Source organism: Streptomyces sp. enrichment culture (genome assembly GCF_964272855.1).
Classification (GTDB): Bacteria; Actinomycetota; Actinomycetes; order Streptomycetales; family Streptomycetaceae; genus Streptomyces.
Map to the genome: position 1 here is coordinate 8,119,662 of NZ_OZ186847.1, position 24,101 is coordinate 8,143,762.

The following is a 24,101-nucleotide window of genomic DNA, read 5'->3' on the forward strand; positions in this document are numbered from 1 at the left end:
CCATCATCGACCGTGCGGGCCCGCTCAGACCAGAGGGTCGCTCAGCTCGACCGCGCGCAGCGCCGCGGCGAGGGCCCGCTCGTCGCCCACGTCGAGCGCGGTGTCGGTGAGCTTGATGACGTGCTCGTCCCCGTGGGCGAGGGCCCGCTCGACGACCTCCTCGGCGGTGAGGCGGGCGGGCGGCACGTAGTCGACCGGCTCGTCCGGCGCGTACATCGCGGTGACCGCCGCGGACGCCGTCCAGGCCGCGTGCAGGCTCGGCGCCCACAGCTCGCGGGGCAGCGCGTCCAGGGTGCGCAGCACGGCGTTGGGCGCGGTGGCCGCGTGCACCAGCATGGTCTCCTCGCCGTGACCGTGGGTGGCGTAGCGGTGGGTGGCGGCCCGGACCAGCTCGACGAGCCGGGCGCGCGCGGTGTCCGGGTCGGTCACGTCGTCCGCCCAGCGGGGCAGGGCCCGCACGGCGGCCAGCCGCCCGAGGAAACCGGTCTCGGCGGTCTCGACCGGCGGCACGGTGTCCAGACTCCGGCCGGGCGTGCCCGCTCCGGGCAGTGTCTCCACCCCGGTCACGGGATGGTGCCGGGCCGCCCAGTAGCCGAGGGCGTGGGCGAGTTCGGTCAGCCGCGGTCCGGTCTCCTCCGTCCGCAGCGCCCGCACGGCGTGGCCGACGCGGATGACGGGGTGCGTGGCGGCGCCGTACAGGCCGGGCAGCAGACGGGGCCACCACTCGGCGAGGACGGCGCGCCACGGGCGCTCGGCGACGGCGCGGGTGAAGTGGTCGATCCAGTCGGCGGCCCGCCGGGGATCGCCCAGCGCCTCGTGCCAGTTGGCGTCGGTGACGCGCTCGACCGGGGTGGGGAACTCCTCCAGCCGGTCGCTGTACAGGTCCAGCCAGCGGTGCACGGCCCCCGCCTGCCCGTGCACGGCCAGCGACTCGACCACCATGGGGGCGTGGTTGCTGAGCCAGCCCCGGAACTCCGGGCCGGAGATGTGGAGCCGTTCGAAGGCCTCGTCGAGCCGTCCGCTCGTATCGCTCGTGGTCATGACCGCGACGCTACGACACGCACGGCGACGGCAGATCGGCCCCGGGGAGGACCCACGGCACCGCGTGGGTCCTAGGTCCGGGGGCCGACCGGGCGACCCGCTCAGGCGTACGGGTCGAAGGCGATACCCGACGGCTTCGCCGACGCCAGGTGGCCGGCGAAGGAGGCGTCCTTGAGGCCGAAGTGGGCGCTGCCGAAGTCGTGGGCGCTCAGCTTGTCCCGGATGCCCGCCGGGTAGCCGTTCCAGCCGACGAGGGCCGGGTACTGCCAGGTGCCCTTGTGGTTCTCCGGCGGCTCGTCGTTGGAGTTGGCGAGCCGGAAGCAGTGCGTGCTGATGCCGTCCTTGTGGTAGACGACCTTGGCGTGGGTGCCCTCGAAGCGCACCCCGGACGCGGCGGTCACGGTGAACGAGCCGTGGTTCGAGGTCGACACGTACCGCACCTGCCCGTCCCGCACCCACACCGCGACATGCTCCCAGTCGTGCCGGTGGCCGCCGAGGCTGCTGCCGGGGAGGGCCTGGTCCTTCTCGAAGTACAGACCGTAGAGGTAGGCGCACCAGCCGTTGTTGCACTTGTAGCGGGAGTAGCTGTTGGTGTTGTCCAGGTCGGAGGCGTCCCGGCAGTTGCCGTTGAGGGCGCCGGTCGGGTTCAGCCCGCCGTTGACCGTGCCGTCGGCGCTGATCGCGGGCGTGGCGTAACAGCCGTCCGTGTCGTAGTCGAACGCGGGCTGGTACATCCGCTCGGCGGCCTCCGCGTTGGCCGGCAGGGCCGGTGGCGGGGCGGCGAAGGCGGTGGCGGGGAAGGCGACGACGAGGGCGGCGGCCCCGGCGAGGCCGGTGAGCCATCTCCTGCGGTGCGATACGGACTTCTGTGACGACACTGCGTCCTCCTCCGGAATCCGGGCGCAGCCCAACGGCTGTGGGGGGAAAGGCAGTTCAGGATCCCGGGAAACACCGTCCGCGCCAAGAGGCACAGATGTCCCGCCCGTGAACAGCCGGCGGATTCCGACGCGCCGTCACACGCCCGGAGCGGGCGGGCCGGACGACTCCGGCAGGTCGGCCGCGGACTCCTCCGGAGTGAGATCGGGCCGCAGCCTCAGCCACGACGGCTGACGCAGCAGACCGGCCCGGGTACGGGTGCTGTAGCGCACCTCGCCGACCAGCCGGGGCAGCACCCAGTGCGCGCCCGGCGCCGACGGCCGCGGCCGGAACGGGCAGACGTCGGTGGCGAGGCCGGCCAGCAGCGCGGCCAGCTCCGTCCGCTCGGCCTCGCTCCAGCCGGTGCCCACGCTGCCCACGTAGCGGAGCAGCCCGGCGGCGCGCTGACCGACCAGCACGGCACCCGGCAGCCCGGTCAGCCGCCCTTTGCCGGGCAGCCAGCCGCCCACGATGACGTCCTCGCCGACCATGTTGCGGATCTTGATCCAGGCCCTGGACCGCGTCCCCGGCTCGTAGACGGAGTCGAGCCGTTTGCAGACCAGCCCCTCCAGCCCGTGCTCGCGGGTGGCCCGCAGCGCCTGCTCGCCGTGCCCGAACAGTGCCCCCGGTGTCGACCAGTACGGCCCCCGCAGCTCCAGTTCGAGCAGTCGCGCGCGCCGCTCGGTGTACGGCCGCCCGATCAGGGAGCGGCCCGCCAGGTGCATCACGTCGAACAGCACGAGGTGGACGGGAACCTGGGCCGCCCGGCGCGCCGCCCGGGCGGGCGCGTGGGCCAGGCCCATCCGGGACTGGAGCAACTGGAAGTCGGCGCGCCCCTGTTCGTCCAGGGCCAGCACCTCGCCGTCGAGAACCGCGGGCGTACCGCCGAGGGCGCCGCCCAGGGCGTGCAGCTCGGGGTACGCGGCGGTGATCTCCTCCCCGGAGCGGGCGCGCAGCACCACACCGCCGTCCCCGGCGAGGTACACCACCACCCGCTGGCCGTCCTGCTTGGTCTCGTACGCCCACCGCGCGTCCTGGGCGGCGGGCGGCAGGGTGCCGGGGGTGGCGAGCATGGGCGCGATCAGCGGGAGGGTCACGGCTTGAGATGTCGACGCCGCCCGGGACCGTCACGCGTGCCGCGCGACGGTTTCCCCTGAACGGCGCCGCCCGCAGGCGTACGGTGCCGGGCGCCTCTCGCCGTTGCGTAGGCTTCCGTCACTGGAACCGGCCGCCCGGGCGGCCGAGCCGCGACGACTCGAGGGACTGGCCGTCGGCGGGCTGAGCGAAGTCCCGGTGCGGTGGTGACCATGACGGGCAGGGCGTCGGTGCGGGCCCAGCAGGTGAGCGAGACCCGGGAACAGATCCTGACCGCGGCGGAACGGCTGTTCGCCGAACGCGGCGTGTACGCCGTCTCCAACCGGCAGGTCAGCGAGGCCGCCGGCCAGGGCAACAACGCCGCCGTCGGCTACCACTTCGGCACCAAGGCCGACCTGGTCCGCGCCATCGCCCGCAAGCACACCACCTGGATGGAGGAGATCCGCGGCCGGATGCTCGCCGAGACCGGCGACTCGGCCGACGTACGTGACTGGGTGGCCTGCCTGGTACGGCCGGTCACGGAGCACCTGGCGAGACTCGGCAGCCCCACCTGGTACGCGCGGTTCGGCGCCCAGGTGATGACCGACCCCGCCCTGCACCGGATCATGGTCGAGGAGTCACTGTCCTCACCGGCGCTGCGGCAGGTCGTCGAGGGACTGCGCCGCTGCCTGCCCGACCTGCCCGCAGAGGTGGGCGCCGAACGCGCCGCCATGGCCCGCCAGCTGATCGCGCACACCTGCGCCGAACGGGAGCGGGCCCTCGCCGAGCACACCCCCACGCCGCGCGCCGACTGGCATGACGCGGCGACCGGACTGATCGACGCTATCGTCGGTATGTGGCTGGCGCCGGTGACCCACGGGCGCTGACCCGCGGGGGGTGACCGACCATCCGTCCCGGAAGGACGAGCATGAAGGTGACCGTCGACGACAGCCGCTGCTGCGGGTCCGGACAGTGTGTGCTGCTGGCACCCGAAGTCTTCGACCAGAGAGAGGACGACGCCACCGTCGTCCTCCTGGACGCCACACCACCGGAGGGACTGCACGCCGCGGTCCGCGATGCCGCCGCCATGTGCCCGAGTGAGGTGATCACGGTCGACGACGAGGCGTGAGACGACCCGGACACCGGCGCCCCCGGGCGTGACGGGGGCGCCGGTGTCCGGTGCCTCAGCCGGCCAGGCGGATACGGGTCAGCAGGTCCTCACCGCCCGCGCCCGGGGGCGCGCTGCTGGTGGCCGCCGTCGATCTGATCGCCCAGCGCGTCACCGGATCGGCGCTGCTGCCGGTCGCGATGATGAGGGGCATGGCGGGCGGGGTGTATCTGGCCTGGCTGCTGCGCGGGGAGCGCAGACCGGGCGTGTCTGACCGCGCTGGACCTGCGAGGCCGCTTACTTGAGTTAGGCAATGAGATGGTAAAGTCGGGTGCATGCCCACACCGCCGTTCCCCGACGTCCCCGCGTCCCCCGAAGTGGCCGAGATCGAGCGGGCATTGAGCCGCATCACCTACCTCGGCACCCGTGCCCGGCAGCACGACCGGCTGATGACCGTCGCCGAGGTCCCGCTGGACCGTGCCGCCGTGGCGCTGCTGCGCCAGATCGCGGACAGCGAGCCGCAGCGCCCGGGGGAACTGGCCCAGCGGCTCGGTGTGGAGGCCTCCCACGTCACCCGCACCGCGCAGCAACTGGAGAAGGCCGGATACGTCATCCGCGTCCCCGACCCCGACGACCGGCGCGCCCAACGCATCCGCCTCACCGACGCCGGCCGGCAGGCCATCGACCGGGTCCGCCAGGCCGGGGCACGCGGCATACAGGCCGCTCTCGCCGACTGGTCCCCGGAGGAACTGCGCCAACTCGCCACGCTGTTCCACCGGATGGTTGACGACTTCCTCGCGCACGCGGCGGAGGAGGAGGGGGAGCCGAGGGCTTCGGCGTGAGGGGTGTTGCCGGGGGCGTTGCTCTGGAGGTGTTGCTCCGGGGGTGTTCAGCCCGGGGCGTCTTGCCGGGGCGGGCCCGTGTGCAGGGCGGGCAGCGCGTGACCCGCCCGCCGCGCAAGCCGTACCCGCAGGCCACCCGCCGCTGAGCGGCCCGCAGCGCGAGCCCCGCCCGATCCGCCCCGCTCAGGGCTCCCGCAGCCCCCGTAGCAGCAGTCCGCCCACGGCGGGCAGCAGTGCGAGCGGTAGCAGTGCGGTCCGCAGGGACGTCGTGTCGGCCAGGGTGCCCAGTGCCGGTGCGGTGAGGCCGCCGATGCTCACCGTCAGGCCCAGGGTGACGCCGCTCGCGGTGCCGATCCGTCCCGGCAGATAGTCCTGGCCGAGCGTGATGTGCAGGGCGAACGGCACGTACAGCCCGGCCGAGGCCAGTGCGACGAACCCGTACACCGCCGGGCCGGGCGTCAGCACCACCCCCGCCACGGCGAGGACGGTCAGCGCGTACGAGCGCCGGACCACCGCCAGCCGCCCGTACCGCTCGGTGAGCCGCGCCCCCAACACCGTGCCCACCGCGCCGCCGGCGTACAGCACGAACAGGGCGGCCGTGCCGGCGGCTTCGCCGCCGCCCGTGCGCTGGCGGACGTACAGCGCCACGAAGGTGCTCAGCCCCACGAACACGATCGAGCGGCACACCACCGCGCCGGACAGCCGCAGGAACGACGGCCAGTCGTCGCGCCCGCCGCCCGCCCGCTCGTCACCCGCCCCCTGTGGCCGGGCCCGCACGGCACGGACCGCCGCCGCGCAGAGCAGCGCCCCCAGCAGTGCCGGGACCGCCAGCAGGGGAGTGGCCCCCAGGCCGCCCGTGGCGACGACCACCCCCACCAGCGGTGGCGCGAGCGCGAAGCCGACGTTGCCGCCCAGGGAGAACCAGCCCATCGCCGTGTGGCTGCCCCGCGCCGCGAGCCGTGCCACGCGCGCCGCCTCCGGGTGGTAGGCGGCGACGCCCACGCCGGAGAGCGCGACCGCCGCCAGGGTGAGGGCGTAGGAGTCGCCGAGGCCGCTGAGCGCGACCCCGGCTCCGCCCGCGAGCGCGGCGACCGGGAGCAGCCACGGCATCGCCCACCGGTCGGTGAGCGCCCCGAACAGCGGCTGCACCACGGACGACAGGAGCGAGGCGGCCAGGACGACGCCCGAGGCGGCGGCGTAGGTGTAGGCGCGCTCGGCGACGAAGTACGGCACCAGCGCCGCGACGGCGCCCTGGTACACGTCCACGCAGGCGTGGCCCAGGGACATCAGCGTGATCGGGCGGGAACGCGGACGCGGCGAGGACCGCCGCTCGGTCTGTTGTTCGGTCACCGTGCGATCGTCACGCCCCCGAACCCTGTCGCGCTTTCGGTAAACTGCCCGATCATGCCGGATACCCGCCACACCGTCCGCCAGACCAGCTGCCAGACCTCCGGTGTCCGCCAGACCCCCGCTGTCCGCCACACGCCGAAGGCCCCGACCCGCGCCCAGCGCCTGGCCGCGGGCGACCGCATCGACGCGCACCGGCACGACGAGCACCAGATCGTCTACGCGGGCTCCGGCGTCCTCGCCGTCACCACCGACGCCGGGATCTGGTTCGCCCCCGGCACCCGCGCCATCTGGGTACCGGCGGGCACCGTCCACGCCCATCGCGCCCACGGCCACCTGGAGCTGCACCTGGTCGGACTGCCCGCCGACGACAACCCCCTCGGCCTGGACGCGCCCACGGTCCTCACCGTCGGCCCGCTGCTGCGCGAGCTGATCCGCGCCTACACCCGCGACCCCGAGGACACCGGGCCCGAGCGCCGCCGGCTGCTCGCCGTCCTGCGCGACCAGCTGCGCGCCTCGCCGCAACAGCCCCTGGTCCTGCCCACCCCCGCCGACCCGCGTCTGGCCGCCGTCTGCGCCCTGGTGCACGCCGACCCCGCCGAGCCCCGCACCCTCGCCGGCCTCGGCGCCGCGACCGGTACCGGCGAACGCACCCTCAGCCGGCTCTTCCGCGGCGAGTTCGGCATGACCTTTCCCCAGTGGCGCACCCAGTCCCGGCTCTACCACGCCCTGCGGATGCTCGCCGACGGTCTGCCCGTCACCACCGTCGCCCACCGCTGCGGCTGGTCCTCGGCCAGCGCCTTCATCGACGTCTTCCGCCGCTCCTTCGGCTGCACGCCAGGCACTCACCAGCGCGCGGACTGAGAGCGTCGGGGCGGCGCCGCACGACGCGTTACCGTCGGGTAGCATCCGGCGGCAGCCCCACCGAGGAGGAACCGTGTCACGGTCCGCACGCTCGCCCCTGCTGCTCGCCGGCCTCCTGGCCACCGCGGGCGCCGCCCACTTCGCCGCTCCACGCCAGTTCGACGCGATCGTCCCGCGCGCCCTGCCCGGCGAGCCGAGGACGTGGACCCACGTCAGCGGAGCCGTCGAACTCGCGCTCGCGGCCGGCCTCGCGCTGCCCAGGACCCGCAGGGCCGCCGCGCTCGCCACGGCCGCCTTCTTCGTCGGCGTGTTCCCCGCGAACGTCAAGATGGCCGTCGACTGGCGGCACCGCCCCGCCCCGCAGAAGGCCGCCGCCTACGGACGGCTGCCGCTGCAACTGCCCCTCGTCCTGTGGGCCCGCGGCGTCGCGAAGAACGCGGAGGGACGGTCGTGAGCGCCCGTGTCGACGTCGGCGACCAGGTCGAGGATTTCTCCCTGCCCGACGAGAACGGCGTCACCCGCAGCCTCACGGAACTCCTCGCCGAGGGACCGGTGGTGCTGTTCTTCTACCCCGCCGCCCTCACCCCCGGCTGCACGGCCGAGGCCTGCCACTTCCGTGACCTGGCCGCCGAGTTCGCCGCCGTCGGCGCCCGCCCGGTCGGCGTCAGCGGCGATCCCGTGGAACGCCAGCAGGAATTCTCGGGCAAGCACACCCTCGGCATCCCACTGCTGTCCGACACCGACGGCGCGGTCCGCGAACGCTTCGGCGTCAAGCGCGGATTCAGCCTCGCCCCCACCAAACGAGTCACGTTCGTGATCGGACAGGACCGCACGGTCCTGGAGGTCGTCCGCAGCGAACTGCGGATGAACACCCACGCCGACCGCGCCCTCGCCGCCCTCCGCGCCCACCGCGCCTGAACTCCGTGCCGACGGGAGGGGCGGCGCGATACCGACAGTGTGCGGCCGCGAGGCAAAGCCTCCACCGCGACGAGGACGCCCGCCGCCCCCACCCCCCCACCCCGTCCACCTGCCCCTGCGCCGGCCGAACCGGTCAGGACTCCTCGCGCGCCACCTGCGCGAGCGTACGGCCGCTGCGTACCGACCGCGCCCGCCGCGGATCCGGTGTGCCGCGCCCGTGGGACCGGCCCGCCTTCACCAGCAGCCAGGCGTCCTCGTCGCCGCCGCGGAACCGGGTCAGCGCGTACTCGCCGTGCAGCTTCGACCCCTTCAGCCGGAACGAGGCGTGCCCGCGCTCGATCGACTCCCCGAAGTCGACCGGCCGCCCATGGCGGTCGTGGCTCAGCGGCTCGTACGTCCCACGGTCCCAGACGATCACGGTGCCGCCCCCGTACTCGCCCGCCGGGATGACGCCCTCGAACTCCTCGTACTCCAGTGGATGATCCTCCGTGGGCACCGCCAGCCTGCGGTCCCCGGGATCCGCGGACGGCCCCTTCGGCACGGACCACGACTTCAGCACGTCCCCGACCTGCAACCGGAAGTCGAAGTGCAGCCGCCGCGCGTCATGGATCTGCACCACGAACCGCGGCTCGTCCCCGGCGCTCCCCGCCGCCCCCTCGGGTTCGCCGGTCCGGCCGAAATCACGCTTGCCGCGGTACACCCGCAGCCGGTCCTCCCGCTCCGCCACCGGGGCACTCCTTCCACCTGCGCCTGAACCCGTCCGCCGAGTACCCGCACGGGCGGACGCGCACCGCGCGGTCGCCGTTAGGCTGAGCAGTGATCAACCGTACGGGTGGGGGAAGCAGAGGACAGCGGACGGCATGACGAGCGCCGAGGACAAGCACACGACGGGACCCGGACGTCCCACGTCACGGGACGTCGCCCGGCTCGCGGGCGTGTCGCACACCGCCGTCTCCTTCGTCTTCAACGGCCGCGCCGCGGGCAACCTCTCTCCCGCCACCCAGGAACGCATCCGGCAGGCCGCCGCCCAGCTCGGCTACCGCCCCGACCCCGTCGCCCGCGGCCTGCGCCGCCGCCGTACGGCCGTGATCGGGCTGGTCACCGACGAGATCGCGTCCTCGCCGTTCGCGGGCCGGCTGCTGCGCGGCGCGATGGAGACCGCCTGGGACAGCGAACACCTGGTGCTCACCATCGACTCCGGCGGCGACCCGGCCAAGGAGGACGCCGCCGTCGCCGAACTCCTCGACCGGCGGGTGGACGGCATCATCTACGCCGCCATGTCCCTGCGCCGCGTCCGTGTCCCCGAGGGACTGCACCGCACCCACTCCGTGCTCGCCAACTGCCTGCCCGAGGACGACTCGCTGCCCGCCGTCGTCCCCGCCGAGCGGGCCGGCGGCCGTATGGCGGCCCGGCTGCTGCTCGACCAGGGGCACCGCAGGATCGCCCACGTCGGGGGCCTGGACGACATCGCGTCGGTGGAGCGGCTGCGCGGCTTCCGGGACGCGCTGCGCGCCGAGGGGATCACCGTCCCCAAGGAGTGGGTGGTACGCACCGGCGGCGAGATCGCCGGCGGCCACGAAGGCGCCATGCGGCTGCTCGAAGGAGCCGACCCGGCACGCCGCCCCACCGGGATCTTCGCCTACAACGACCGGGTCGCGGCGGGCGTCCTGCACGCCGCGACCCGGCTCGGCATCGCCGTCCCCGGCGATCTCTCCGTGGTCGGCTACGACGACCAGGAGCACATGGCGGCCTTCCTCACCCCGGCCCTCACCACGGTCGCGCTGCCGCACCGCGAGATGGGCGAGACCGCCACCCGCCTCCTCCTGGACGCCATCACCACCGGCCGCACCCCACCCGCCACGGTCCGCCGCCTGGCCTGCCCGGTGGTGAGCCGAGCGTCGGTGGGCCGGGCTCCGGCTCGGTGACCCGCCGCGGCCGAGGGCACGTAGTGGCCGTGGGTGAGACGGGACACCGGTGACGCCGGGCGCGGCGGACGCGTCGCCGGATGAGGCTCGGCGCCCGGACAGCGGCGGGCCGCGCCGACGGGGAGACCCGTCCGGCGCGGCCCGCCGTCCGCCGGTCCGGCGGTCAGTTCAGTGCCGGGGGCACGAGAGCCCAGCCCACGACAGTCGCCTCAGCGCCCGTGACGGCCAGTTCCGGCGCGTCACCGGGATCGCGGTAGACCCGCTCGGTCACCATGCCCCGGTCGCCCGCGAACACCTCGTACAGGGAACCGTCGACGAGGACGCGCACGGTCGGCGCCTCGTCGTGCGGCAGCGATACGGTCACCGGCTCGGGGTGTCCGGTGCGGCGTACGGTGAGGCTGCCCTCGGCGGGGTCGACGCGGAGCGTCAGGCCCTCGCCGAGGCGGACCGTGGTGACCGTGCGCGCGGTGACCGTCAGGTCGTACGCGTCCGGCAGCCGTGTGCCCTCGCCGGGGCCGGTGACGAACGGCTCGGGCGCGCGCAGCAGGTCCAGTTCCGGCGCCGGCGCGACCCGCAGGGTGCCGTCGGCGTGGACGTCGACGACCCGCGGCGCGGTGAGGACCCCGGCCCAGCCGGACTGTTCTGCCCGGGATTCCCACGACCAGCCCCACATCAGTGCCCGGTCCGGTTCCTGGAGGACGGCGGGGGCGTAGAAGTCGCGGCCGTGGTCGAGGCGGCCGCCGACGCGGGGCCGGAAGGCGGGGATCCCGTCGGCGGAGGGTTCCAGGGCGCCCGTCAGGTAGCCGGTCGTCCACGGATCGCCGTCCCACAGCGATACGACCAGCACCCAGTCCCCGCCGGGTGTCACCAGCAGCTGCGGGCACTCCCAGCCGACCGCCTTGTCGCCGAACGCGTCCATGGCCACCGGGTCGTCGCCGTCCAGGAGCACCCCGGCGAACCGCCAGTCGGCGAGGTCGTCGCAGTCGTACAGCAGGACCGACGGGGTGCCGTCGGCGTGGCCCGCGCCGACCAGCGCCCAGCGGCGGCCGGCGTGCCGGAAGACGAACGGGTCGCGGAACATCACCACGTCCAGATCGGCGGGCGGCCCGGACACCACGGGGATGGGCAGCGGCTTCCACTCGGTCAGCGCCGGGTCGTCGGGGTCCGCCGCGCGGGCCAGGCAGATCGCGCCGAGCCCGGTGTGATCGCGGTCGATGCCCGTGTACACGGCCGTCGGCACCCCGTCGTCGTCGACCACGCAGCCGGACCAGCAGCCCGCCTCGTCGGGGCCGCCGGGCGTCGGGGTGAGCGCGATCGGGTGGTGCTCCCAGCGGGCCAGGTCCCGGCTGGAGGCATGACCCCAGTGGATGTCGGCGTGCACCGGCGCGACCGGGTTGTACTGGTAGAAGAGGTGGTGGCGGTCACGCCAACGGAACGGGCCGTTCGGGTCGTTGACCCAGTTGGCGGGCGGACGGACCCGGAAGCGCGGGGCGTTGGGGTCGAGGCTCAACGGTTGACTCCTGCGGAGGTGATGCCCTCGCGGAGAGGGCGCTGGCCGACGACGAACACGGCGACGGCGGGAATCATGGACAGCACGACACCGGCGAGCACCACCGAGACGGAGCCGGTGCCGAGGTTGCCCTGGAGGGAGACCAGCCCCAGCGGCAGTGTGTAGTTCTGGCCGGAGGTCTCCAGGATCAGCGGGCGGAAGAACTCGTTCCAGTGGTAGTTGAAGGCGAGTACGCCGACGATCGCGAGACCGGGCGCCGCCAGCGGCGCGTACACCGACCGGAACACCCGCCACGGGCCCGCGCCGTCGAGCATGGCCGCCTCGCCCAGGTCCTTCGGCATGCCCAGGAAGTACTGGCGCATCAGGAAGGTGCCGAACGCGGTCGGGAACGCCGGGACGATCAGGCCGAGCAGGGTGTCGGTCAGCCCCATCGATTTCAGCACCAGGAACACCGGCACGATGGTGACCTGCAACGGCACCATCATCGTCGCCAGCACGAGCGCGAACAGCGGCTTCTTGAACCGGAACTCCAGGCGGGCGAAGGCGTATCCGGCGAGTCCCGCCGTGATCATCTGGCCGACCGCGATCAGCGCCGTCACCAGCGTCGAGTTCAGGGCGAGCAGCCAGACGTCGATCTGCTCGAACACCCCGCGATACGCCTCGGCGGTCGGCTCGGTCGGGACGATGCGCGGCGGCAGGTCGAAGGACTCGGCGGGGACGCGCAGCGACGTGGAGACGGTCCAGATCACCGGACCGAGGGTCAGCAGCGCGCAGACGGCGAGACCGGCGATCCGCGCCCAGGGCGCGAGGGAGTGCCGCACCCGGCCGGCGGTCAGGGTTGTGTGGCTCATGGGGCTCACCCGGCTCACTGGTAGTGGACGAAACGCCGGCTGAGCCGGAACTGGAGGGCGGTCACCGCCATGATCAGCACGAACAGCAGCACGCCCACCGCGGACGCGGTACCGAACCGCAGCTGCTCGAAGGCGGTCTCGTAGATGACCATCACGACGGTGCGGGTGGAGTCACCGGGCCCGCCGTTGGTCAGCACGTACGGCTGCTCGAAGACCTGGAGGGCGTTGATGATGCCGACCACGGACGCCACCAGCAGCGTCGGCGACAGCAGCGGCAGCGTGATGTGCAGGTGCTTGCGCAGTCCCGTCGCGCCGTCCAGGGCGGCGGCCTCGTGGACCTCCTTGGGGATGTTGTTCAGACCGCCCACGAACAGGAGGAAGGAGAACCCGAACTGCTGCCAGACGTAGACCAGGATCACCGCGGCCATCGCCCCGTTCTCCGAGGTCAGCCAGGGCACGGGCGCGATCCCGACCAGTCCGAGCAGCCAGTTCACCACCCCGAAGTCCTGGTTGAACAGGTACTTCATCACCACCGAGATGGACGCGGCGGACAGCACCAGCGGGAAGAAGAACGCCGACCGGAACACCGACCGCAGCCACACCGGCATCCGCCCGTTCACCGTGATCGCCAGCACCAGCGCGATCAGCAGCTGCAGCGTGACCGCCAGCACCATGAACAGGAGCGTGTTGCCGAAGGAGACCAGCACGGTCGAGTCGCGGAACACCTCCCCGTAATTGGAGGCCCCCGCGAACCGCGGGTCGTCGATCACGTTCCAGTGGAAGAGGCTCAGCACCACCGAGCCGACGATCGGGACGACCGTGAAGACGACGATGCCGACGATCGTCGGCGCCAGGAACAGGGTGGCCAGCAGCCGCGTGCCGCGCTCCCGGGCCGGGGGCCGTGCCGTGACCGGGCGCGTCCGGGGCACGGGCCGCGTCCGCACCGGCGGGGTCTGGGTGTTCGTCATACGTCACGCTCCATGGCCTTCTCCAGGTCGCCCTGGAGCCGGCGCAGCGCCGGGCGCACCGAACGCGGGGAGGCCAGGGCGGTACCGGTGTGTTTCAGCAGCACCTGCTCGACCTCCGCCACCTGCGGCGGCGCCGGGATGGGACCCGTGTCGGGGAACCGGTCGAGGGTGTCGTAGAAGACCGGCCAGTGGTCGGGGCCGGTCTCCCGGTAGCGGCGCGCGGTCAGCATCGAGCGGCGCGCCGGGGTCGTCTGGTTGGTGGTGAACAGCCGGGTCAGGGTGTCCTTGCGGGCGGCGTACTTGATGAACTCCCACGCCTCGTCCTGCCGCTTCGACGTGCGCAGCAGCGCGTAGCCCGCCGCGCCGAACTGATGGCGCTGGGTGCGCCAGCGCGGGAAGTACTGCACGTCGTACGCGTTAGACCGCATGCCCGCCTGGTGCAGTCCGCCCGCCCAGAAGCCGCCCGCGGGCGTGACGCCGACCCGGCCCGTGGAGAACACGCCGACGAGGTTCTGTCCGTTGCCGCCCTCGGGGCGGGTGCACAGGCCCTCCTCGATGAGGGAGGCCAGATACTCGTACGTCTCCTCGAAGCGGGCGCCGGTCGCCTGCGGCGTGGTCCAGCGGAAGCCGCCGCCGCGGCCCTGCCGCTGGTCCGCCGGGTAGAAGGTGTCCCACAGCCAGTCGCCGCCGGGCGCCTTGGACTCGGCGAGCAGATTGGTGCCGTTGGCGAAGAGCCAGGGCACGACGCCGCCCCACAGCCGGTTGGTCCAGAAGTACGGGGTGAAGTGGGAGTCGCTCGACTTCTTCATGCGGCGCAGCAGCGCGGTGAAGTCGTCCCGGGTCCAGTCGGCGGGCGGATGGTCCGCGCCGGCCCGGTCCAGCACCTGCCGGTTGAGGTAGATGTCGGCGGCGTTGTACTCCACGGGCAGCTGGTAGAGGCTGCCCTCGTACATCATCGACTCCACCAGCGAGGGGTGGACGTCGGCGAAGTACTCGCGCAGTTCGGCGGCGTCCCGCCGGACCCAGCGGTCCAGCGGCACCCCGAGCCGCCGCGCGAACAGCTGCACGCCCTCCGTCGCGACGTAGACCAGGTCGGGAGCCGTGCCCGCGGCGATCTGGGTGAGGATCTTCGCGAAGAAGTCCGACCAGTCCACGGCCTGCACCGCGTTGATCCGGAGCTTGATGTCGGGGTGCTGCTCGGCGAAGCCCTCGGTGAGGGTGCGCACGGCGGCCGGGCCGTAGGCGGGGCCGAGGGTCGCGACGACGAGGGAGCCGTCGTCGCGGCCGGGTATGTCGGCTCCGGTGAGCCGGTCCCAGGAGGCGGCGGTGCCGGCCAGCGCGGCGGCCGCCGCTCCGTAGGCGCCGTACCGCAGCAGGCTGCGGCGGGAGTGCGAGTCGGTCATCGGGCGGGCCTAACTCGTGTTAGTCGAGAGCTGATGCCGACGATGATGAGAACCGCGTTACAGCCCTGTCAAGAGTCGGGAACCACTTGACCTTTAACGAGTTAGGTCTACAGTCCTGGTCCACATGGGCCGCCGTTCCGAGCCGCCGTCTGCCGGGCTCGACTCGACGAGAGGAACGATGTGTGATGCGTGGACTGTCCAGAAGAGCGCTGTTCGCCGGATCGGCCGCGGGCGCCGGCGCCGCGCTGCTGCCGGCCGCGGCACCCGCCGCGGCGAAGCCCCGCCCCGCCGCCGACTGCGCCCGCTACCGGGCGACGTACCACTTCACCGTCCCCGACCAGTGGAAGAACGACCCGCAGCGCCCGGTCTGGATCGACGGGGAGTACCACTACTACTACCTGTACAACCCGGACTACTTCACCGGCGGCACCACCTCCGGCACCGCCTGGCGCCGGGTCACCAGCACCGACCTCGTCCGCTTCACCGACCGGGGCATCGCCGTGCCCAAGGACACCACGCCCAACGGCGACGTCTGGTCGGGCTCGGCGGTCGTGGACACGCGGAACACGGCGGGCTTCGGCGCGGGAGCGGTCGTCGTGCTGGCGACCATGGAGCCCGTGGAGGGCGCCCACACCCAGGCCCAGTACCTGTACTACTCCACCGACGGAGGCCGCACCTTCCGCCACCACGGCACCGACCCGGTCCTGCCCAACCCCGGCGTCCGCGACTTCCGCGACCCCAAGGTGATCCGCGACGAGGAACGCGACCGGTGGGTCATGGCACTCGCCGAGAACAACAAGGTCGGCATCTACCACTCGCCCGACCTCAAGGCGTGGAAGTACGCCGGGGCCTTCGTCAAGGACGGCATCGGCGTCCTCGAATGCCCCGACCTGTTCCGCATCACCGCCGAGGACGGCACCGCGAAGTGGGTGCTCGCGGTCAGCGCCAACGGCAAGGGCTCCGGGCTGCCCAACACCTACGCCTACTGGACCGGCGCGTTCGACGGCAGCGACTTCACCCCCGACGCCGCCGAACCGCAGTGGCTCGACCACGGCTGGGACTGGTACGGCGCGGTCACCTTCGAGAAGCGGAGCACCACCGGCGCCCTCGACGAGCGGGCCCGCTACGCCATCGGCTGGCTGAACAACTGGGACTACGCCAACACCACGCCCACCATCGACACCGACGGCTTCAACGGCACCGACTCCATCGTCCGCGAGATCACCCTCAGGCGAGCCGCCGACGGCACCCACTACCTCGCCTCCCGCCCGGTCGCCGCCCTCGACCGGTACGTCTCTCGCACGGTCGGCCTCGGCGACCTCGAGGTCGAGGGCACCCGCGTCCTCGACTACCGCGGCACCGCCTACGAGGTGAGCTGCGAGATCACCTGGGACCAGCTGACCGGCGCCGGCCTCCAGCTGCGCCGCTCCAACGACGGGGTCCGGCACATCGACGCCGGCGTCTACCGCGACTACGCCTTCCTCAACCGCCGGCCCACCGTGAACCCCGACGCCTCGGGGCGCTGGCAGGAGAGCAAGAGCCCGTTCGACCCGTCGGCGCGGCGGGTGCGGCTGCGGATCCTGGTCGACCGGACGTCGGTGGAGATGTTCGTGGACGACGGCCGGTACGTGCACACCTCCGAGGTGTTCCCGTACCTCATCGACACGCGGCTCGCGCTGTTCACCATCGACGGGCGGGCGGTGTTCCGGAACACGGTGATACGGGAGTTCGCGGTCTGAGGGCCGCTTCCGGCACGTGAGGCCCTGTCGCCGGGCCGGGCAGGCCCTGCCACGATCTCTCCTGGAGCCGCTACGGACGACCGACGGGAGCGCGCGTATGACCACGGACAGGGCCGCGGGGATCGAGGTGAACCCCGTCGCCGGCCACATCGGAGCCGAGATCACGGGCGTCGACCTGGCCGGTGAACCGGACGACGCCCAGGTGGCGGCGATCAGGGCGGCGGTGCTGCGCTGGAAGGTGGTGTTCTTCCGCGACCAGAAGCTGGACCACGCCGCCCACGTGGCGTTCGCCCGCCGCTTCGGCGAACCGGTGGTGCTCCGGCGGCGCGGCTCGGCCTCGCCGCCGGACGTCCCCGAGGTGGAGACGACCGCCGACCGGCTGGAGTTGGGCGGGCGGTTCGGGATGGACCACGACGAGTGGCTGCGGCGCCGCAGGCACACCCTGCTGCGTGGCTGGCACTGCGACCACGGCGCCCGGATCGACCCGCCCGCCGCGACGATCCTGCGCGCCGACACCGTACCGCCGTACGGCGGCGACACCACCTGGTCCAACCTGGCGGCGGCGTACGCCGGACTCTCCGCCCCGCTGCGGGAGTTCGTCTCCCGCCTCCGTGCCGAGCACCGGCTCGGCGTCGGCTACCAGCCGCGCCCCGGCGACGACGCGTACGTCCGCCACCTCCTGGACCACCAGATCGCCACCCGGCACCCCCTCGTGCGCGTCCACCCGGAAACAGGGGAGCGCATCCTCAACGTCAACGGCTACTACGTCGAGCAGATCACCGACCTCTCCCGCGCGGAGAGCGCCCACCTCCTCGACCTGCTCCTCGAACAGGCCACCCGCCCCGAGTACACCGTCCGCTTCCGCTGGCAGCCCGGCAGCGTCGCCTTCTGGGACAACCGCGCCACCATCCACCTCGCACCCAGCGACAACGCCCACCTGGACTTCCCTCGCGTCATGCACCGGGTGATGCTGGCCGGGGACGTGCCGGTGGGGGTGGACGGCAGGCCGTCGGAGGCGATCGTGGGGAGCGCGCCGGGACGGTGGTGAGGGCGTGATGAGGGCGTCGGCGCTCAAAGTCCCGGGTGGGGGCCGTACAGCGCGGCGTCGCGCCCGTCGCCAACGCCCAGTACCGGTCCCCGAACGACCAGTGCCATCACTCGGTGGGGTAGTCGACCAGCCCGGCCGCGGTCAGGGCGGCGCCGAGCACCTCGCGGTGCGCCCTGGCCCGGCCGCCGACGCCGGCGGCCCGCGTGCAGCAGGCCCCGGCGCTCGCCTCCGGGCTCGCGTTGACCGGGGTGCCGAGGTCGAGTTCTGTGCCGTCGGCGTCCGCGAGGGTGAGATCGACGGCGGCTCCGGCGCTGTGCGGGGCGATACCGGGCGGCGACACGCAACGGCTCGCCGCCGAGTGGACTCGTTCCCGCGGCCAGTCGGGGTGGGCCGCTCGCAGTCCGGCCGCGTACTCCTCGAAGTACGCGCGCTGGAGCGCGAGCGGACGGTAGCCCTCCACGAACAGCAGCCGAAATCCCTCGCGCCTGCGGGCGTCGACCAGCAGGGTGCCGTCCTGCTCGACGTCCACCAGGGGCTGCCCGTCGTCCCGTACGGGGACCGCCGCCACCCTGGGGTCGGACATGAGGATGATCTCGTCCATCGGGGGATGAGCCCCGCTGACGGCGCGCGGGGACAGGGGAAATCAGGCCAGCGGGATGGTCACCTCGTCCTCCACCGGTGGGTCGAGTTCCTGGGCGAGGTTGCCCGTCGCGGCGTGGCAGCGCAGGCGCAGGGCGTCGGGGGTGACGTCGATGCGCAGGAACGACTTGAAGAACGGCGGGGTGTGGGTGGCGCAGCTGGGGGAGAGCAGGCCGGTGTACAGCTTGCGAAGGGGTAGGTGGAAGCGGGCGGCACGGCCCGGGCGGCGGCCGGTGCCGAGGAGGGCGGCGACCAGACGGGTGCGCCGGGTGACGAGCGCCGGTGTGCCGGGTGTGCGGGCGGGCCGGTCCCCGAGGCGTTCGGCGACGACGGCCGCGGCCTCCGCCTCGGTGAGGGTGAAGAAGCGCCGCAGCCGGGTGCGGCGGGCGTAGATCCGGCTGTAGAAGGCCAGGGAGTCGCCGCGCAGGGGATAGCAGCGGAAGTCGTCCTCCGTCAGGCCGTCCCCACGGACCGGGGGGATGGTGTGGGTGGCGTGCGTGAACGCCCCGCCGCCGCCCGCGACGACGTACTGGACGGTGCGGTCCCCGTCCACCCGTATGGGATAGCGCTGGTAGTTGTGGATGTCGCCGCCGATCGCCGCGACGTAGCGGTGCGCGGGGTCGCGGACGATCTCGTCGACCGTGCCGCCGCCCTCGATGGGGCACGGGCGCTGCTCGCCGTTGACGTACAGCGGACGCCCGGTGATCAGGATCTTGGGGCGCGGGTCGCGGGACACCTCGCGCAGCCAGGCGCCCTGTTCGGCGTCGACGGTGCCGAGCAGCCCGGTGTCGATGCCCACGATCCGGATGGGCCCGGCGTCGATCGCCCAGTACGGGCCCGGCTGGACGGACATCTGGGCGGGCGCGGAGCGCAGCTTGCGGGCCTGGGCGAATGCCGCCTCGTCGGCCGGGCCCGGCCGGTGCCACAGCCGGTCGCGCAGCCAGGCCCGGGTCAGCGGGCGCGACCGGGGCTCGGGCGGCAGCGGTGGCGCGTCGTCGCAGAAGACGCGCATGAAGCCGTCCAGGTTCTCGTACCAGTCGTGGTTCCCGGGGACGGCGTAGATCGGCGCTGGATAGTCCTGGTACGGGCGGAAGAACTTGTCGCCGTAGTCGTCCGTGGCGCCCACCGGGTAGATGACATCGCTCGCGATGATCATGAACTGGGTGTCCTGGCCCACCCGCAGCAGGCCCGGCACCACCGCGTACTGCGGTTCGCCGCCCTCGCCCGTGTCCCCGGCCACCAGGAACGCGAAGCGGTCCGGGTCGGGGCGCCGGATCACCTTGTCCGCGGGCGCCCCGGCCGCCGCCTGCTGTGCCGCCCAGCGGCTGCGGGTACGGCCCGTGGGGTCCCCGAACCAGGACGCCAGTATGCCGTTGCGGGCGAGCCACAGCGTCCTGGGGTCGAGCCACGACAGCTTCCTGCCCTGGGCCGGGACCAGCCGCCGGTAGTCGCCGGGTTCGGGCGCGCGCCAGCCGGCGCCCTCGGCGGAATCACGTGAGGAGTCAGACACCCGTGCATCGTAGTGATGATCGAAACGGCGCGAGAGGGGGGCCAGGACCGACCGGCCGCCCATCTCGCGCCGTACGCGGACGAGTTGGTCAGCTGAACGGATCCAGCGTCAGATACGCCTGGCGCGGATCGCCGTCGTGGACCAGGGACTCGTGGTGCCCGACGTCGTCGAAGGCGAACGCGTACGCCTTCCCGTCGGCCATCCGCTCATGGATGATCCGCGCGTAGTGGTTGGTCACCCCGTCCTTGTAGAAGGCGGCCGACGACGTGTCCGGCTGGTTCGGGTTGGTGAGCAGGGTGGACCGGTTGAAGCCCGCGCACAGCGTGCGCGAGATCGGTCCGCGGACCTCGTCGTTGGGTGCGTCGAGGAGCTTGTGGCAGCCGAAGACGCTGTCGGCGTCCGGCTTCTGGAAGCTGGTCACGACCGCCCCCGCGCTGTTGGTGAAGCGCAGCACACCGCCCGACACCCGGCCCTGGTACTTGGTCTGCGGCCGGTCCGCGAACGGCGTGACGGTGAGCGTCGTCGTCGCGTACTTCTGCCATACGCGGTTGATGTAGTCGTCCATCACGGACGCCGGGATCCTTCCGGTGCCGACCCCGTGCGCCGGGGAGAGCGCGCGGAGCACGGTTCCGTCGGACCGCGTCTGCACCAGCCCGCCCCAGCCGCCGGACTGGGCCCGCAGTGCCGCGAAGACCCCGTTGTAGCCGCCTGACTTGAGCCGCCCGGTGCTCGCCATGGTGCCGTCGGCGCGCTGCACCCCGACCGAGTACGGCGCGGAGAACATGTCGACCTGGGTGCTGTTGAGCCACAGCCCGGAGTCGTTCAGCGTGTACTCGGACCAGTTGAAGAGGATGTCGTGGTTGGGGTCGCTCGGGTTCTGCACGGCGGGCTGCACCAGGCCGCCGGTGGCGAGCCGGAAGTCGAGCTTGCGGCCGTAGGAGAAGTAGATCCGGCCGGACAGCTTGGGGATCCGGATCGTGGTCGACTGGCCCGCGGCCGGGCCGGGGATGGAGGCGTCCGGCGCGGGAACGGGCGGCACGTTCCCGGTCGGCCAGGGGTGGAAGGTGCCGCCGGCGTCGGCCCAGCCCTGCTGACCAGTCGTCAGCGAAGTGCCGAGGACGTAGACGTGGATCTGGTCGCCGCGGCCGGAGTTGTTGGTGATCTTCAGTGGGATCGTGGCGGGCACCGCGGCCTCGGCGGCCGGCGGCGAGCCGAGGGTGAGCAGGGCGCCGAGCAGCGCCGCGGCGGCGGCCAGTGCCGGTAAACGGGTGTGCCTGAGGTGGGTGAGCACGCTTCACCTCCGCGTGGGGAGCGCCGTGGGGAGCGCCGTGGGGGGAATCCGGCACGGACCGGACCTGGTGGGAGTTGGTCCGTACCAGTCTTGAGAGCGCTCTCAATGTGGCGCCGCGTCGCGCTCATGTCAATAAGCGCGACGCGGGCCGAACAGATCGGGCGGGTGGCGAGGCATCAGAGATGGTGAGGAGTCGCCGGAAGCCGGCGAGAAGGTGTCAGAAGCCGGTGAGAACGTGTCAGAAGGTACGACCCAGGAGATCCAGCACCGCCGCCCAGTGCCGCCGGTCGCCCTCCTCCTGGTACACGGACGTGTCGGCCTGTGTGAAGCCGTGCTCCGCGCCCGGGTAGACCTCGCAGCGGTGCCGCACGCCGGCCTCGGTCAGCGCCTTCTCCAGACGCTCGACCTCCTCCGGCGGCAGGGCGGGGTCGTTGTCGGCGTGCCCGAAGTACAGCTCGGCGGTGATGCGTCCGGCGAGGAGGTGCGCGCTGTCCGGCGTGTCCGTGGCCAGCCGCGCGCCGTGGAAGCCGGCCGCCGCCGCGACCCGGTCCGGGTAGGTGCCCGCCGTGTACAGGGCGAGCCGGGCGCCCATGCAGTAGCCCACCAGGGCGACCGGGCCGTCCGCCGCCGCGGGGCAGTCCGCGAGGTACCTCAGATAGGCGTCCGCGTCCCGCATGGCGTCGTCGGGCGTGAGGGCGTGCACGAGCGGGCCGAGGTGCCGGAACAGCCTCCCGCGTGCCTCGTCGTCGATGAACTCGGGCAGCTCCACCACCGGTGCCCGCCCGTTGCGGTAGAGCACGTTGGGCAGCAGCACCGTGTACCCGGCCGCGGCCAGCCGGTCGGCGAGCGACCGCAGCCCCGGGCGCGGCCCGAAGGCGTCCATGTAGAGGAGCACCGCCGGGTGGGGGCCGCCGCCCTCCGGGTGGACGAGATAGGCGTCGGCGGTGCCGTCCTCGGTGCGGACGTCGACGGCGGTTCCCTGTACGGCGGTCATCGTTGCGGTCGCCTCTCTGTACGGCTCGACGAAGTCATGCCCGGCGGCTCGGCCGGGTCCGGCCATCGTGGCAGGCGGGACGCCGGGCGCCGTCGCCGCCCCCGGCGCTACTCGAACCGGTCGGTGTCACCCGCTCCGCGCCGGACGATCTCCACGTCGCCGCCCGACAGGTCGATGACCGTGGTCGGTTCGGTGCCGCAGTCGCCGGAGTCCACCACCGCGTCCACCGAGTGGTCGAGCCGGTCCTTGATCTCCCAGCCCTGCGTCAGCGGCTCGTCCTCGTCGGGCAGCAGCAGGGTGCTCGACAGCAGCGGCTCGCCGAGCTCCGCGAGGATCGCCTGGGTCACCACGTGGTCGGGGATGCGCACCCCGACCGTCTTCTTCTTCGGGTGCATCAGCGCGCGCGGCACCTCCTTCGTCGCGGGGAGGATGAAGGTGTAGCTGCCGGGCGTGGACGCCTTGACGGCCCGGAAGACGTCCTTGTCCACCCGTACGAACTGGCCGAGCTGTGCGAAATCCTGGCACACCAGCGTGAAGTGGTGCCGGTCGTCCAGCCGGCGGATGGAGCGGATCCGGTCCACGCCGTCCCGGCTGCCGATCCGGCAGCCCAGCGCGTAGCAGGAGTCCGTGGGATATGCGATGAGCGCACCCGAACGGAGGCTGTCCGCGATCTGCGCGACGGCGCGCGGCTGGGGGTTCTCGGGGTGCACGTCGTAGTACTTCGCCATCCGCTGAGCTTATGCCCCGCCCGGTCGGCCGCGCGGAGTCCGGGGTGCGTGGCGAGGCGCCGGACATCGCGCCGCCAGGGCTCTGCTACCACATCCATGGGATGTCCATCGGACGGTCCGACGGACATCCCATGGACAGAGACAGATACGGGAAGACAAAAACAGCCACAGATACGGAGTCCTCGTGTTCAAGCCCGTCCTGCAGATCATCGTCGCCGACAGCCGCCCTTCCCGGGTCGGTACCGCGGTGGGCGGCTGGATCGCCGAAGCCGCCCGCGCCCACGGCGGCTTCGACGTCGACGTCGTCGACCTGGCCGAGGCCGGTCCGCCGCTCCTCGAGCACCCCCGGCGGTGGAGCGCCCGCGTGCGGCGCGCCAACGCCTTCGTCCTGGTCGCCCCCGAGGAGGACGACGGCTGCCCGGCCGCTCTGCGTGACGCTCTCGACCGTCTCGACCGGGAGTGGTGGTACAAGGCGGTGGGCTTCATGGCCTACGGCGGTGTCTCCGCGGGCCCGCGTGCCGTGCAGCGGCTCAGGCAGGTCACCGGCGCGCTGCGGATGGTGCCCGTCACGGACACGGTCTCGATCCCGTCGGCCAACCGGTACGTCGACGAGGACGGCGCCTTCCGCGGCGGTGAGCTGATCGACGCCGCCGCGAAGAGGATGCTGGACGAGCTGCTGCTGGTCGGCGCACCACTGATCCCCTTGCAGGGCGGCGAGGGGGCGGACTGATCGGCCTTTGACATAAGTATGTCTCGATACCTACCCTGCGTGTCATGTCCGACACCGGCGCACCCGCGCAGCGCACCGCCCGCGTAGCCTCCGAGCTCGCGGCCTGCCTGCCTGTGCTGTACCGGGCGCTGGACCGGCGGATCGCCGGGGACTTCCCCCACCCGAAGCCGCCGGAGGGGCAGCTGATGCTGCTGCGCTTCGTCGCACAGCAGGAGGGCTGCACCGTCCGCGAGGCCGCCGAGGCCCTGCTGATGAAGCCGAACAACGTCAGCGCGCTGGTCTCCCAGATGACCGGGCATCAGCTGCTGGAGCGCCGGCAGGACAGCGCCGACAAGCGTGTCGCCCACCTCCACCTCACCGCGACCTCCCGGCGCCGGCTCGCCGAGGTCCGCGCGCTCGAGGAGGCCCACCTCGGCGAGGCGCTGGCCGCCCTGACGGACGGCGAGATGGACGCCCTCGGTTCCGCCACGGGGGCGCTCAAGTCGCTGGCCCGTCACCTCCACTCCGCGCCCACCACGACCCGCTGACGGCCGCCCTTCCACCGGGAGGGCATGAGCGCCGCCGCGTCGGGCCGACGGCTCCGCGCCGCGTTCGTGGATCTCAACCGGGCAGTGGCGCGGCCTTCATGAACGGCGTGCACGCGGCCGTCGTGGTCA

25 protein-coding genes and 1 pseudogene are annotated in these 24,101 nt (G+C 73.0%); 11 read left to right on the top strand and 15 right to left on the bottom strand.

What is annotated here, in order from left to right:
* Positions 1–24: 24 nt before the first annotated feature.
* The 3 genes from ACSU6L_RS36245 to ACSU6L_RS36255 form a co-directional block, all read right to left on the bottom strand.
* Positions 25–1,041, bottom strand: a complete 1,017-nt coding sequence (locus tag ACSU6L_RS36245; RefSeq protein WP_437063861.1) for a questin oxidase family protein — start codon at positions 1,039–1,041, stop codon at positions 25–27.
* 101 nt (positions 1,042–1,142) lie between these two features.
* A complete protein-coding gene (locus ACSU6L_RS36250; protein WP_437063863.1) occupies positions 1,143–1,919 on the bottom strand; it encodes an NPP1 family protein in 777 nt (258 codons plus the stop codon).
* A 135-nt stretch (positions 1,920–2,054) separates the two neighbouring features.
* The gene (locus ACSU6L_RS36255; RefSeq protein WP_437063865.1) at positions 2,055–3,053 is read right to left on the bottom strand and encodes an ATP-dependent DNA ligase; all 999 of its coding nucleotides are present in this window, start codon (positions 3,051–3,053) and stop codon (positions 2,055–2,057) included.
* Between the two features lie 210 nt (positions 3,054–3,263).
* Here ACSU6L_RS36255 and ACSU6L_RS36260 point away from each other — a divergent pair, with 210 nt between their 5' ends.
* A complete protein-coding gene (locus tag ACSU6L_RS36260; protein ID WP_437063867.1) occupies positions 3,264–3,917 on the top strand; it encodes a TetR/AcrR family transcriptional regulator in 654 nt (217 codons plus the stop codon).
* 41 nt (positions 3,918–3,958) lie between these two features.
* A complete protein-coding gene (locus ACSU6L_RS36265; RefSeq protein WP_437063869.1) occupies positions 3,959–4,159 on the top strand; it encodes a ferredoxin in 201 nt (66 codons plus the stop codon).
* A 55-nt stretch (positions 4,160–4,214) separates the two neighbouring features.
* Here ACSU6L_RS36265 and ACSU6L_RS36270 read toward each other — a convergent pair whose 3' ends face one another.
* Entirely contained in the window at positions 4,215–4,352 is a 138-nt protein-coding gene (locus ACSU6L_RS36270) for a hypothetical protein (RefSeq protein WP_437063871.1), read from the bottom strand.
* Between the two features lie 121 nt (positions 4,353–4,473).
* On the opposite strand from ACSU6L_RS36270, the gene ACSU6L_RS36275 reads away from it, so the two are divergent.
* Positions 4,474–4,980 (top strand): MarR family winged helix-turn-helix transcriptional regulator, encoded by a 507-nt coding sequence (locus ACSU6L_RS36275; protein ID WP_437063873.1) that lies wholly within the window; start codon positions 4,474–4,476, stop codon positions 4,978–4,980.
* 183 nt (positions 4,981–5,163) lie between these two features.
* On the opposite strand, the gene ACSU6L_RS36280 is transcribed toward ACSU6L_RS36275, so the two are convergent.
* The gene (locus ACSU6L_RS36280; protein ID WP_437065167.1) at positions 5,164–6,267 is read right to left on the bottom strand and encodes an MFS transporter; all 1,104 of its coding nucleotides are present in this window, start codon (positions 6,265–6,267) and stop codon (positions 5,164–5,166) included.
* 117 nt (positions 6,268–6,384) lie between these two features.
* On the opposite strand from ACSU6L_RS36280, the gene ACSU6L_RS36285 reads away from it, so the two are divergent.
* The 3 genes from ACSU6L_RS36285 (at position 6,385) to ACSU6L_RS36295 (ending at position 8,109) form a co-directional block, all read left to right on the top strand.
* Complete coding sequence (locus ACSU6L_RS36285; protein WP_437063875.1) at positions 6,385–7,191, top strand: AraC family transcriptional regulator; 807 nt, start codon at positions 6,385–6,387, stop codon at positions 7,189–7,191.
* A gap of 73 nt (positions 7,192–7,264) precedes the next feature.
* Complete coding sequence (locus tag ACSU6L_RS36290; protein ID WP_437063877.1) at positions 7,265–7,645, top strand: DoxX family protein; 381 nt, start codon at positions 7,265–7,267, stop codon at positions 7,643–7,645.
* A complete protein-coding gene (locus ACSU6L_RS36295) occupies positions 7,642–8,109 on the top strand; it encodes a peroxiredoxin (protein ID WP_437063878.1) in 468 nt (155 codons plus the stop codon). Before ACSU6L_RS36290 ends, ACSU6L_RS36295 begins: the two co-directional genes overlap by 4 nt.
* 133 nt (positions 8,110–8,242) lie before the next feature.
* Here the strand turns inward: ACSU6L_RS36295 and ACSU6L_RS36300 are convergent, their stop codons facing one another.
* Complete coding sequence (locus ACSU6L_RS36300) at positions 8,243–8,836, bottom strand: DNA polymerase ligase N-terminal domain-containing protein (protein ID WP_437063880.1); 594 nt, start codon at positions 8,834–8,836, stop codon at positions 8,243–8,245.
* A gap of 133 nt (positions 8,837–8,969) precedes the next feature.
* Between ACSU6L_RS36300 and ACSU6L_RS36305 the strand changes: the two genes are divergently transcribed.
* The gene (locus ACSU6L_RS36305) at positions 8,970–10,034 is read left to right on the top strand and encodes a LacI family DNA-binding transcriptional regulator (protein WP_437063882.1); all 1,065 of its coding nucleotides are present in this window, start codon (positions 8,970–8,972) and stop codon (positions 10,032–10,034) included.
* A gap of 163 nt (positions 10,035–10,197) precedes the next feature.
* On the opposite strand, the gene ACSU6L_RS36310 is transcribed toward ACSU6L_RS36305, so the two are convergent.
* Genes ACSU6L_RS36310 through ACSU6L_RS36325 form a run of 4 tightly spaced genes read right to left on the bottom strand, consistent with a single transcriptional unit; the run spans position 10,198 to position 14,766 of the window.
* Positions 10,198–11,544: a glycoside hydrolase family 32 protein gene (locus ACSU6L_RS36310; RefSeq protein ID WP_437063884.1), complete on the bottom strand. Its 1,347-nt coding sequence runs from the start codon at positions 11,542–11,544 to the stop codon at positions 10,198–10,200.
* On the bottom strand, positions 11,541–12,395 hold the full coding sequence (locus tag ACSU6L_RS36315; RefSeq protein ID WP_437063886.1) for a carbohydrate ABC transporter permease: 855 nt from the start codon (positions 12,393–12,395) through the stop codon (positions 11,541–11,543). The genes ACSU6L_RS36310 and ACSU6L_RS36315 overlap by 4 nt, the downstream gene beginning before the upstream one ends.
* 14 nt (positions 12,396–12,409) lie before the next feature.
* On the bottom strand, positions 12,410–13,363 hold the full coding sequence (locus ACSU6L_RS36320) for a carbohydrate ABC transporter permease (protein ID WP_437063888.1): 954 nt from the start codon (positions 13,361–13,363) through the stop codon (positions 12,410–12,412).
* A complete protein-coding gene (locus tag ACSU6L_RS36325; protein ID WP_437063890.1) occupies positions 13,360–14,766 on the bottom strand; it encodes an extracellular solute-binding protein in 1,407 nt (468 codons plus the stop codon). The genes ACSU6L_RS36320 and ACSU6L_RS36325 overlap by 4 nt, the downstream gene beginning before the upstream one ends.
* A gap of 185 nt (positions 14,767–14,951) precedes the next feature.
* Between ACSU6L_RS36325 and ACSU6L_RS36330 the strand changes: the two genes are divergently transcribed.
* Positions 14,952–16,505: a glycoside hydrolase family 32 protein gene (locus ACSU6L_RS36330; protein ID WP_437063892.1), complete on the top strand. Its 1,554-nt coding sequence runs from the start codon at positions 14,952–14,954 to the stop codon at positions 16,503–16,505.
* 97 nt (positions 16,506–16,602) lie between these two features.
* Positions 16,603–17,553 carry a TauD/TfdA dioxygenase family protein gene (locus ACSU6L_RS36335; protein ID WP_437063894.1) on the top strand — a complete coding sequence of 317 codons (951 nt, stop codon included), beginning with the start codon at positions 16,603–16,605 and terminating at the stop codon, positions 17,551–17,553.
* Here ACSU6L_RS36335 and ACSU6L_RS36340 read toward each other — a convergent pair.
* The 5 genes and pseudogenes from ACSU6L_RS36340 to ACSU6L_RS36360 all read right to left on the bottom strand — a co-directional run bounded on the left by ACSU6L_RS36340 (position 17,459) and on the right by ACSU6L_RS36360 (position 22,715).
* Positions 17,459–18,154, bottom strand: a pseudogene (locus tag ACSU6L_RS36340) (M15 family metallopeptidase). The gene ACSU6L_RS36335 and the pseudogene ACSU6L_RS36340 sit on opposite strands and share 95 nt — an antisense overlap.
* A gap of 42 nt (positions 18,155–18,196) precedes the next feature.
* Positions 18,197–19,702 (bottom strand): metallophosphoesterase family protein, encoded by a 1,506-nt coding sequence (locus ACSU6L_RS36345; RefSeq protein WP_437063896.1) that lies wholly within the window; start codon positions 19,700–19,702, stop codon positions 18,197–18,199.
* Positions 19,703–19,790: 88 nt separating this feature from the next.
* Positions 19,791–20,993, bottom strand: a complete 1,203-nt coding sequence (locus ACSU6L_RS36350; protein WP_437063898.1) for a glycoside hydrolase family 64 protein — start codon at positions 20,991–20,993, stop codon at positions 19,791–19,793.
* 238 nt (positions 20,994–21,231) lie between these two features.
* The gene (locus tag ACSU6L_RS36355) at positions 21,232–21,987 is read right to left on the bottom strand and encodes a dienelactone hydrolase family protein (RefSeq protein WP_437063900.1); all 756 of its coding nucleotides are present in this window, start codon (positions 21,985–21,987) and stop codon (positions 21,232–21,234) included.
* A 107-nt stretch (positions 21,988–22,094) separates the two neighbouring features.
* Positions 22,095–22,715 carry an L-threonylcarbamoyladenylate synthase gene (locus ACSU6L_RS36360; RefSeq protein WP_437063902.1) on the bottom strand — a complete coding sequence of 207 codons (621 nt, stop codon included), beginning with the start codon at positions 22,713–22,715 and terminating at the stop codon, positions 22,095–22,097.
* 184 nt (positions 22,716–22,899) lie between these two features.
* Here ACSU6L_RS36360 and ACSU6L_RS36365 point away from each other — a divergent pair, with 184 nt between their 5' ends.
* Both ACSU6L_RS36365 and ACSU6L_RS36370 read left to right on the top strand, forming a co-directional pair.
* On the top strand, positions 22,900–23,445 hold the full coding sequence (locus ACSU6L_RS36365; RefSeq protein ID WP_437063904.1) for an NADPH-dependent FMN reductase: 546 nt from the start codon (positions 22,900–22,902) through the stop codon (positions 23,443–23,445).
* A gap of 44 nt (positions 23,446–23,489) precedes the next feature.
* Positions 23,490–23,972 (top strand): MarR family winged helix-turn-helix transcriptional regulator, encoded by a 483-nt coding sequence (locus tag ACSU6L_RS36370; protein ID WP_437063906.1) that lies wholly within the window; start codon positions 23,490–23,492, stop codon positions 23,970–23,972.
* The last annotated feature ends 129 nt before the right edge of the window (positions 23,973–24,101 follow it).

Excerpts from the sequence above, each read along its gene's own strand:
- ACSU6L_RS36325 (WP_437063890.1), bottom strand. The coding sequence starts at position 14,766 with ATGACCGACTCGCACTCCCGCCGCAGCCTGCTGCGGTACGGCGCCTAC.
- ACSU6L_RS36270 (WP_437063871.1), bottom strand. The coding sequence starts at position 4,352 with ATGCCCCTCATCATCGCGACCGGCAGCAGCGCCGATCCGGTGACGCGC.
- ACSU6L_RS36370 (WP_437063906.1), top strand. The coding sequence starts at position 23,490 with ATGTCCGACACCGGCGCACCCGCGCAGCGCACCGCCCGCGTAGCCTCC.
- ACSU6L_RS36260 (WP_437063867.1), top strand. The coding sequence starts at position 3,264 with ATGACGGGCAGGGCGTCGGTGCGGGCCCAGCAGGTGAGCGAGACCCGG.
- ACSU6L_RS36330 (WP_437063892.1), top strand. The coding sequence starts at position 14,952 with ATGCGTGGACTGTCCAGAAGAGCGCTGTTCGCCGGATCGGCCGCGGGC.
- ACSU6L_RS36305 (WP_437063882.1), top strand. The coding sequence starts at position 8,970 with ATGACGAGCGCCGAGGACAAGCACACGACGGGACCCGGACGTCCCACG.
- ACSU6L_RS36335 (WP_437063894.1), top strand. The coding sequence starts at position 16,603 with ATGACCACGGACAGGGCCGCGGGGATCGAGGTGAACCCCGTCGCCGGC.
- ACSU6L_RS36360 (WP_437063902.1), bottom strand. The coding sequence starts at position 22,715 with ATGGCGAAGTACTACGACGTGCACCCCGAGAACCCCCAGCCGCGCGCC.
- ACSU6L_RS36315 (WP_437063886.1), bottom strand. The coding sequence starts at position 12,395 with ATGAGCCACACAACCCTGACCGCCGGCCGGGTGCGGCACTCCCTCGCG.
- ACSU6L_RS36285 (WP_437063875.1), top strand. The coding sequence starts at position 6,385 with ATGCCGGATACCCGCCACACCGTCCGCCAGACCAGCTGCCAGACCTCC.
- ACSU6L_RS36320 (WP_437063888.1), bottom strand. The coding sequence starts at position 13,363 with ATGACGAACACCCAGACCCCGCCGGTGCGGACGCGGCCCGTGCCCCGG.
- ACSU6L_RS36280 (WP_437065167.1), bottom strand. The coding sequence starts at position 6,267 with ATGTCCCTGGGCCACGCCTGCGTGGACGTGTACCAGGGCGCCGTCGCG.
- ACSU6L_RS36355 (WP_437063900.1), bottom strand. The coding sequence starts at position 21,987 with ATGACCGCCGTACAGGGAACCGCCGTCGACGTCCGCACCGAGGACGGC.
- ACSU6L_RS36245 (WP_437063861.1), bottom strand. The coding sequence starts at position 1,041 with ATGACCACGAGCGATACGAGCGGACGGCTCGACGAGGCCTTCGAACGG.
- ACSU6L_RS36275 (WP_437063873.1), top strand. The coding sequence starts at position 4,474 with ATGCCCACACCGCCGTTCCCCGACGTCCCCGCGTCCCCCGAAGTGGCC.
- ACSU6L_RS36265 (WP_437063869.1), top strand. The coding sequence starts at position 3,959 with ATGAAGGTGACCGTCGACGACAGCCGCTGCTGCGGGTCCGGACAGTGT.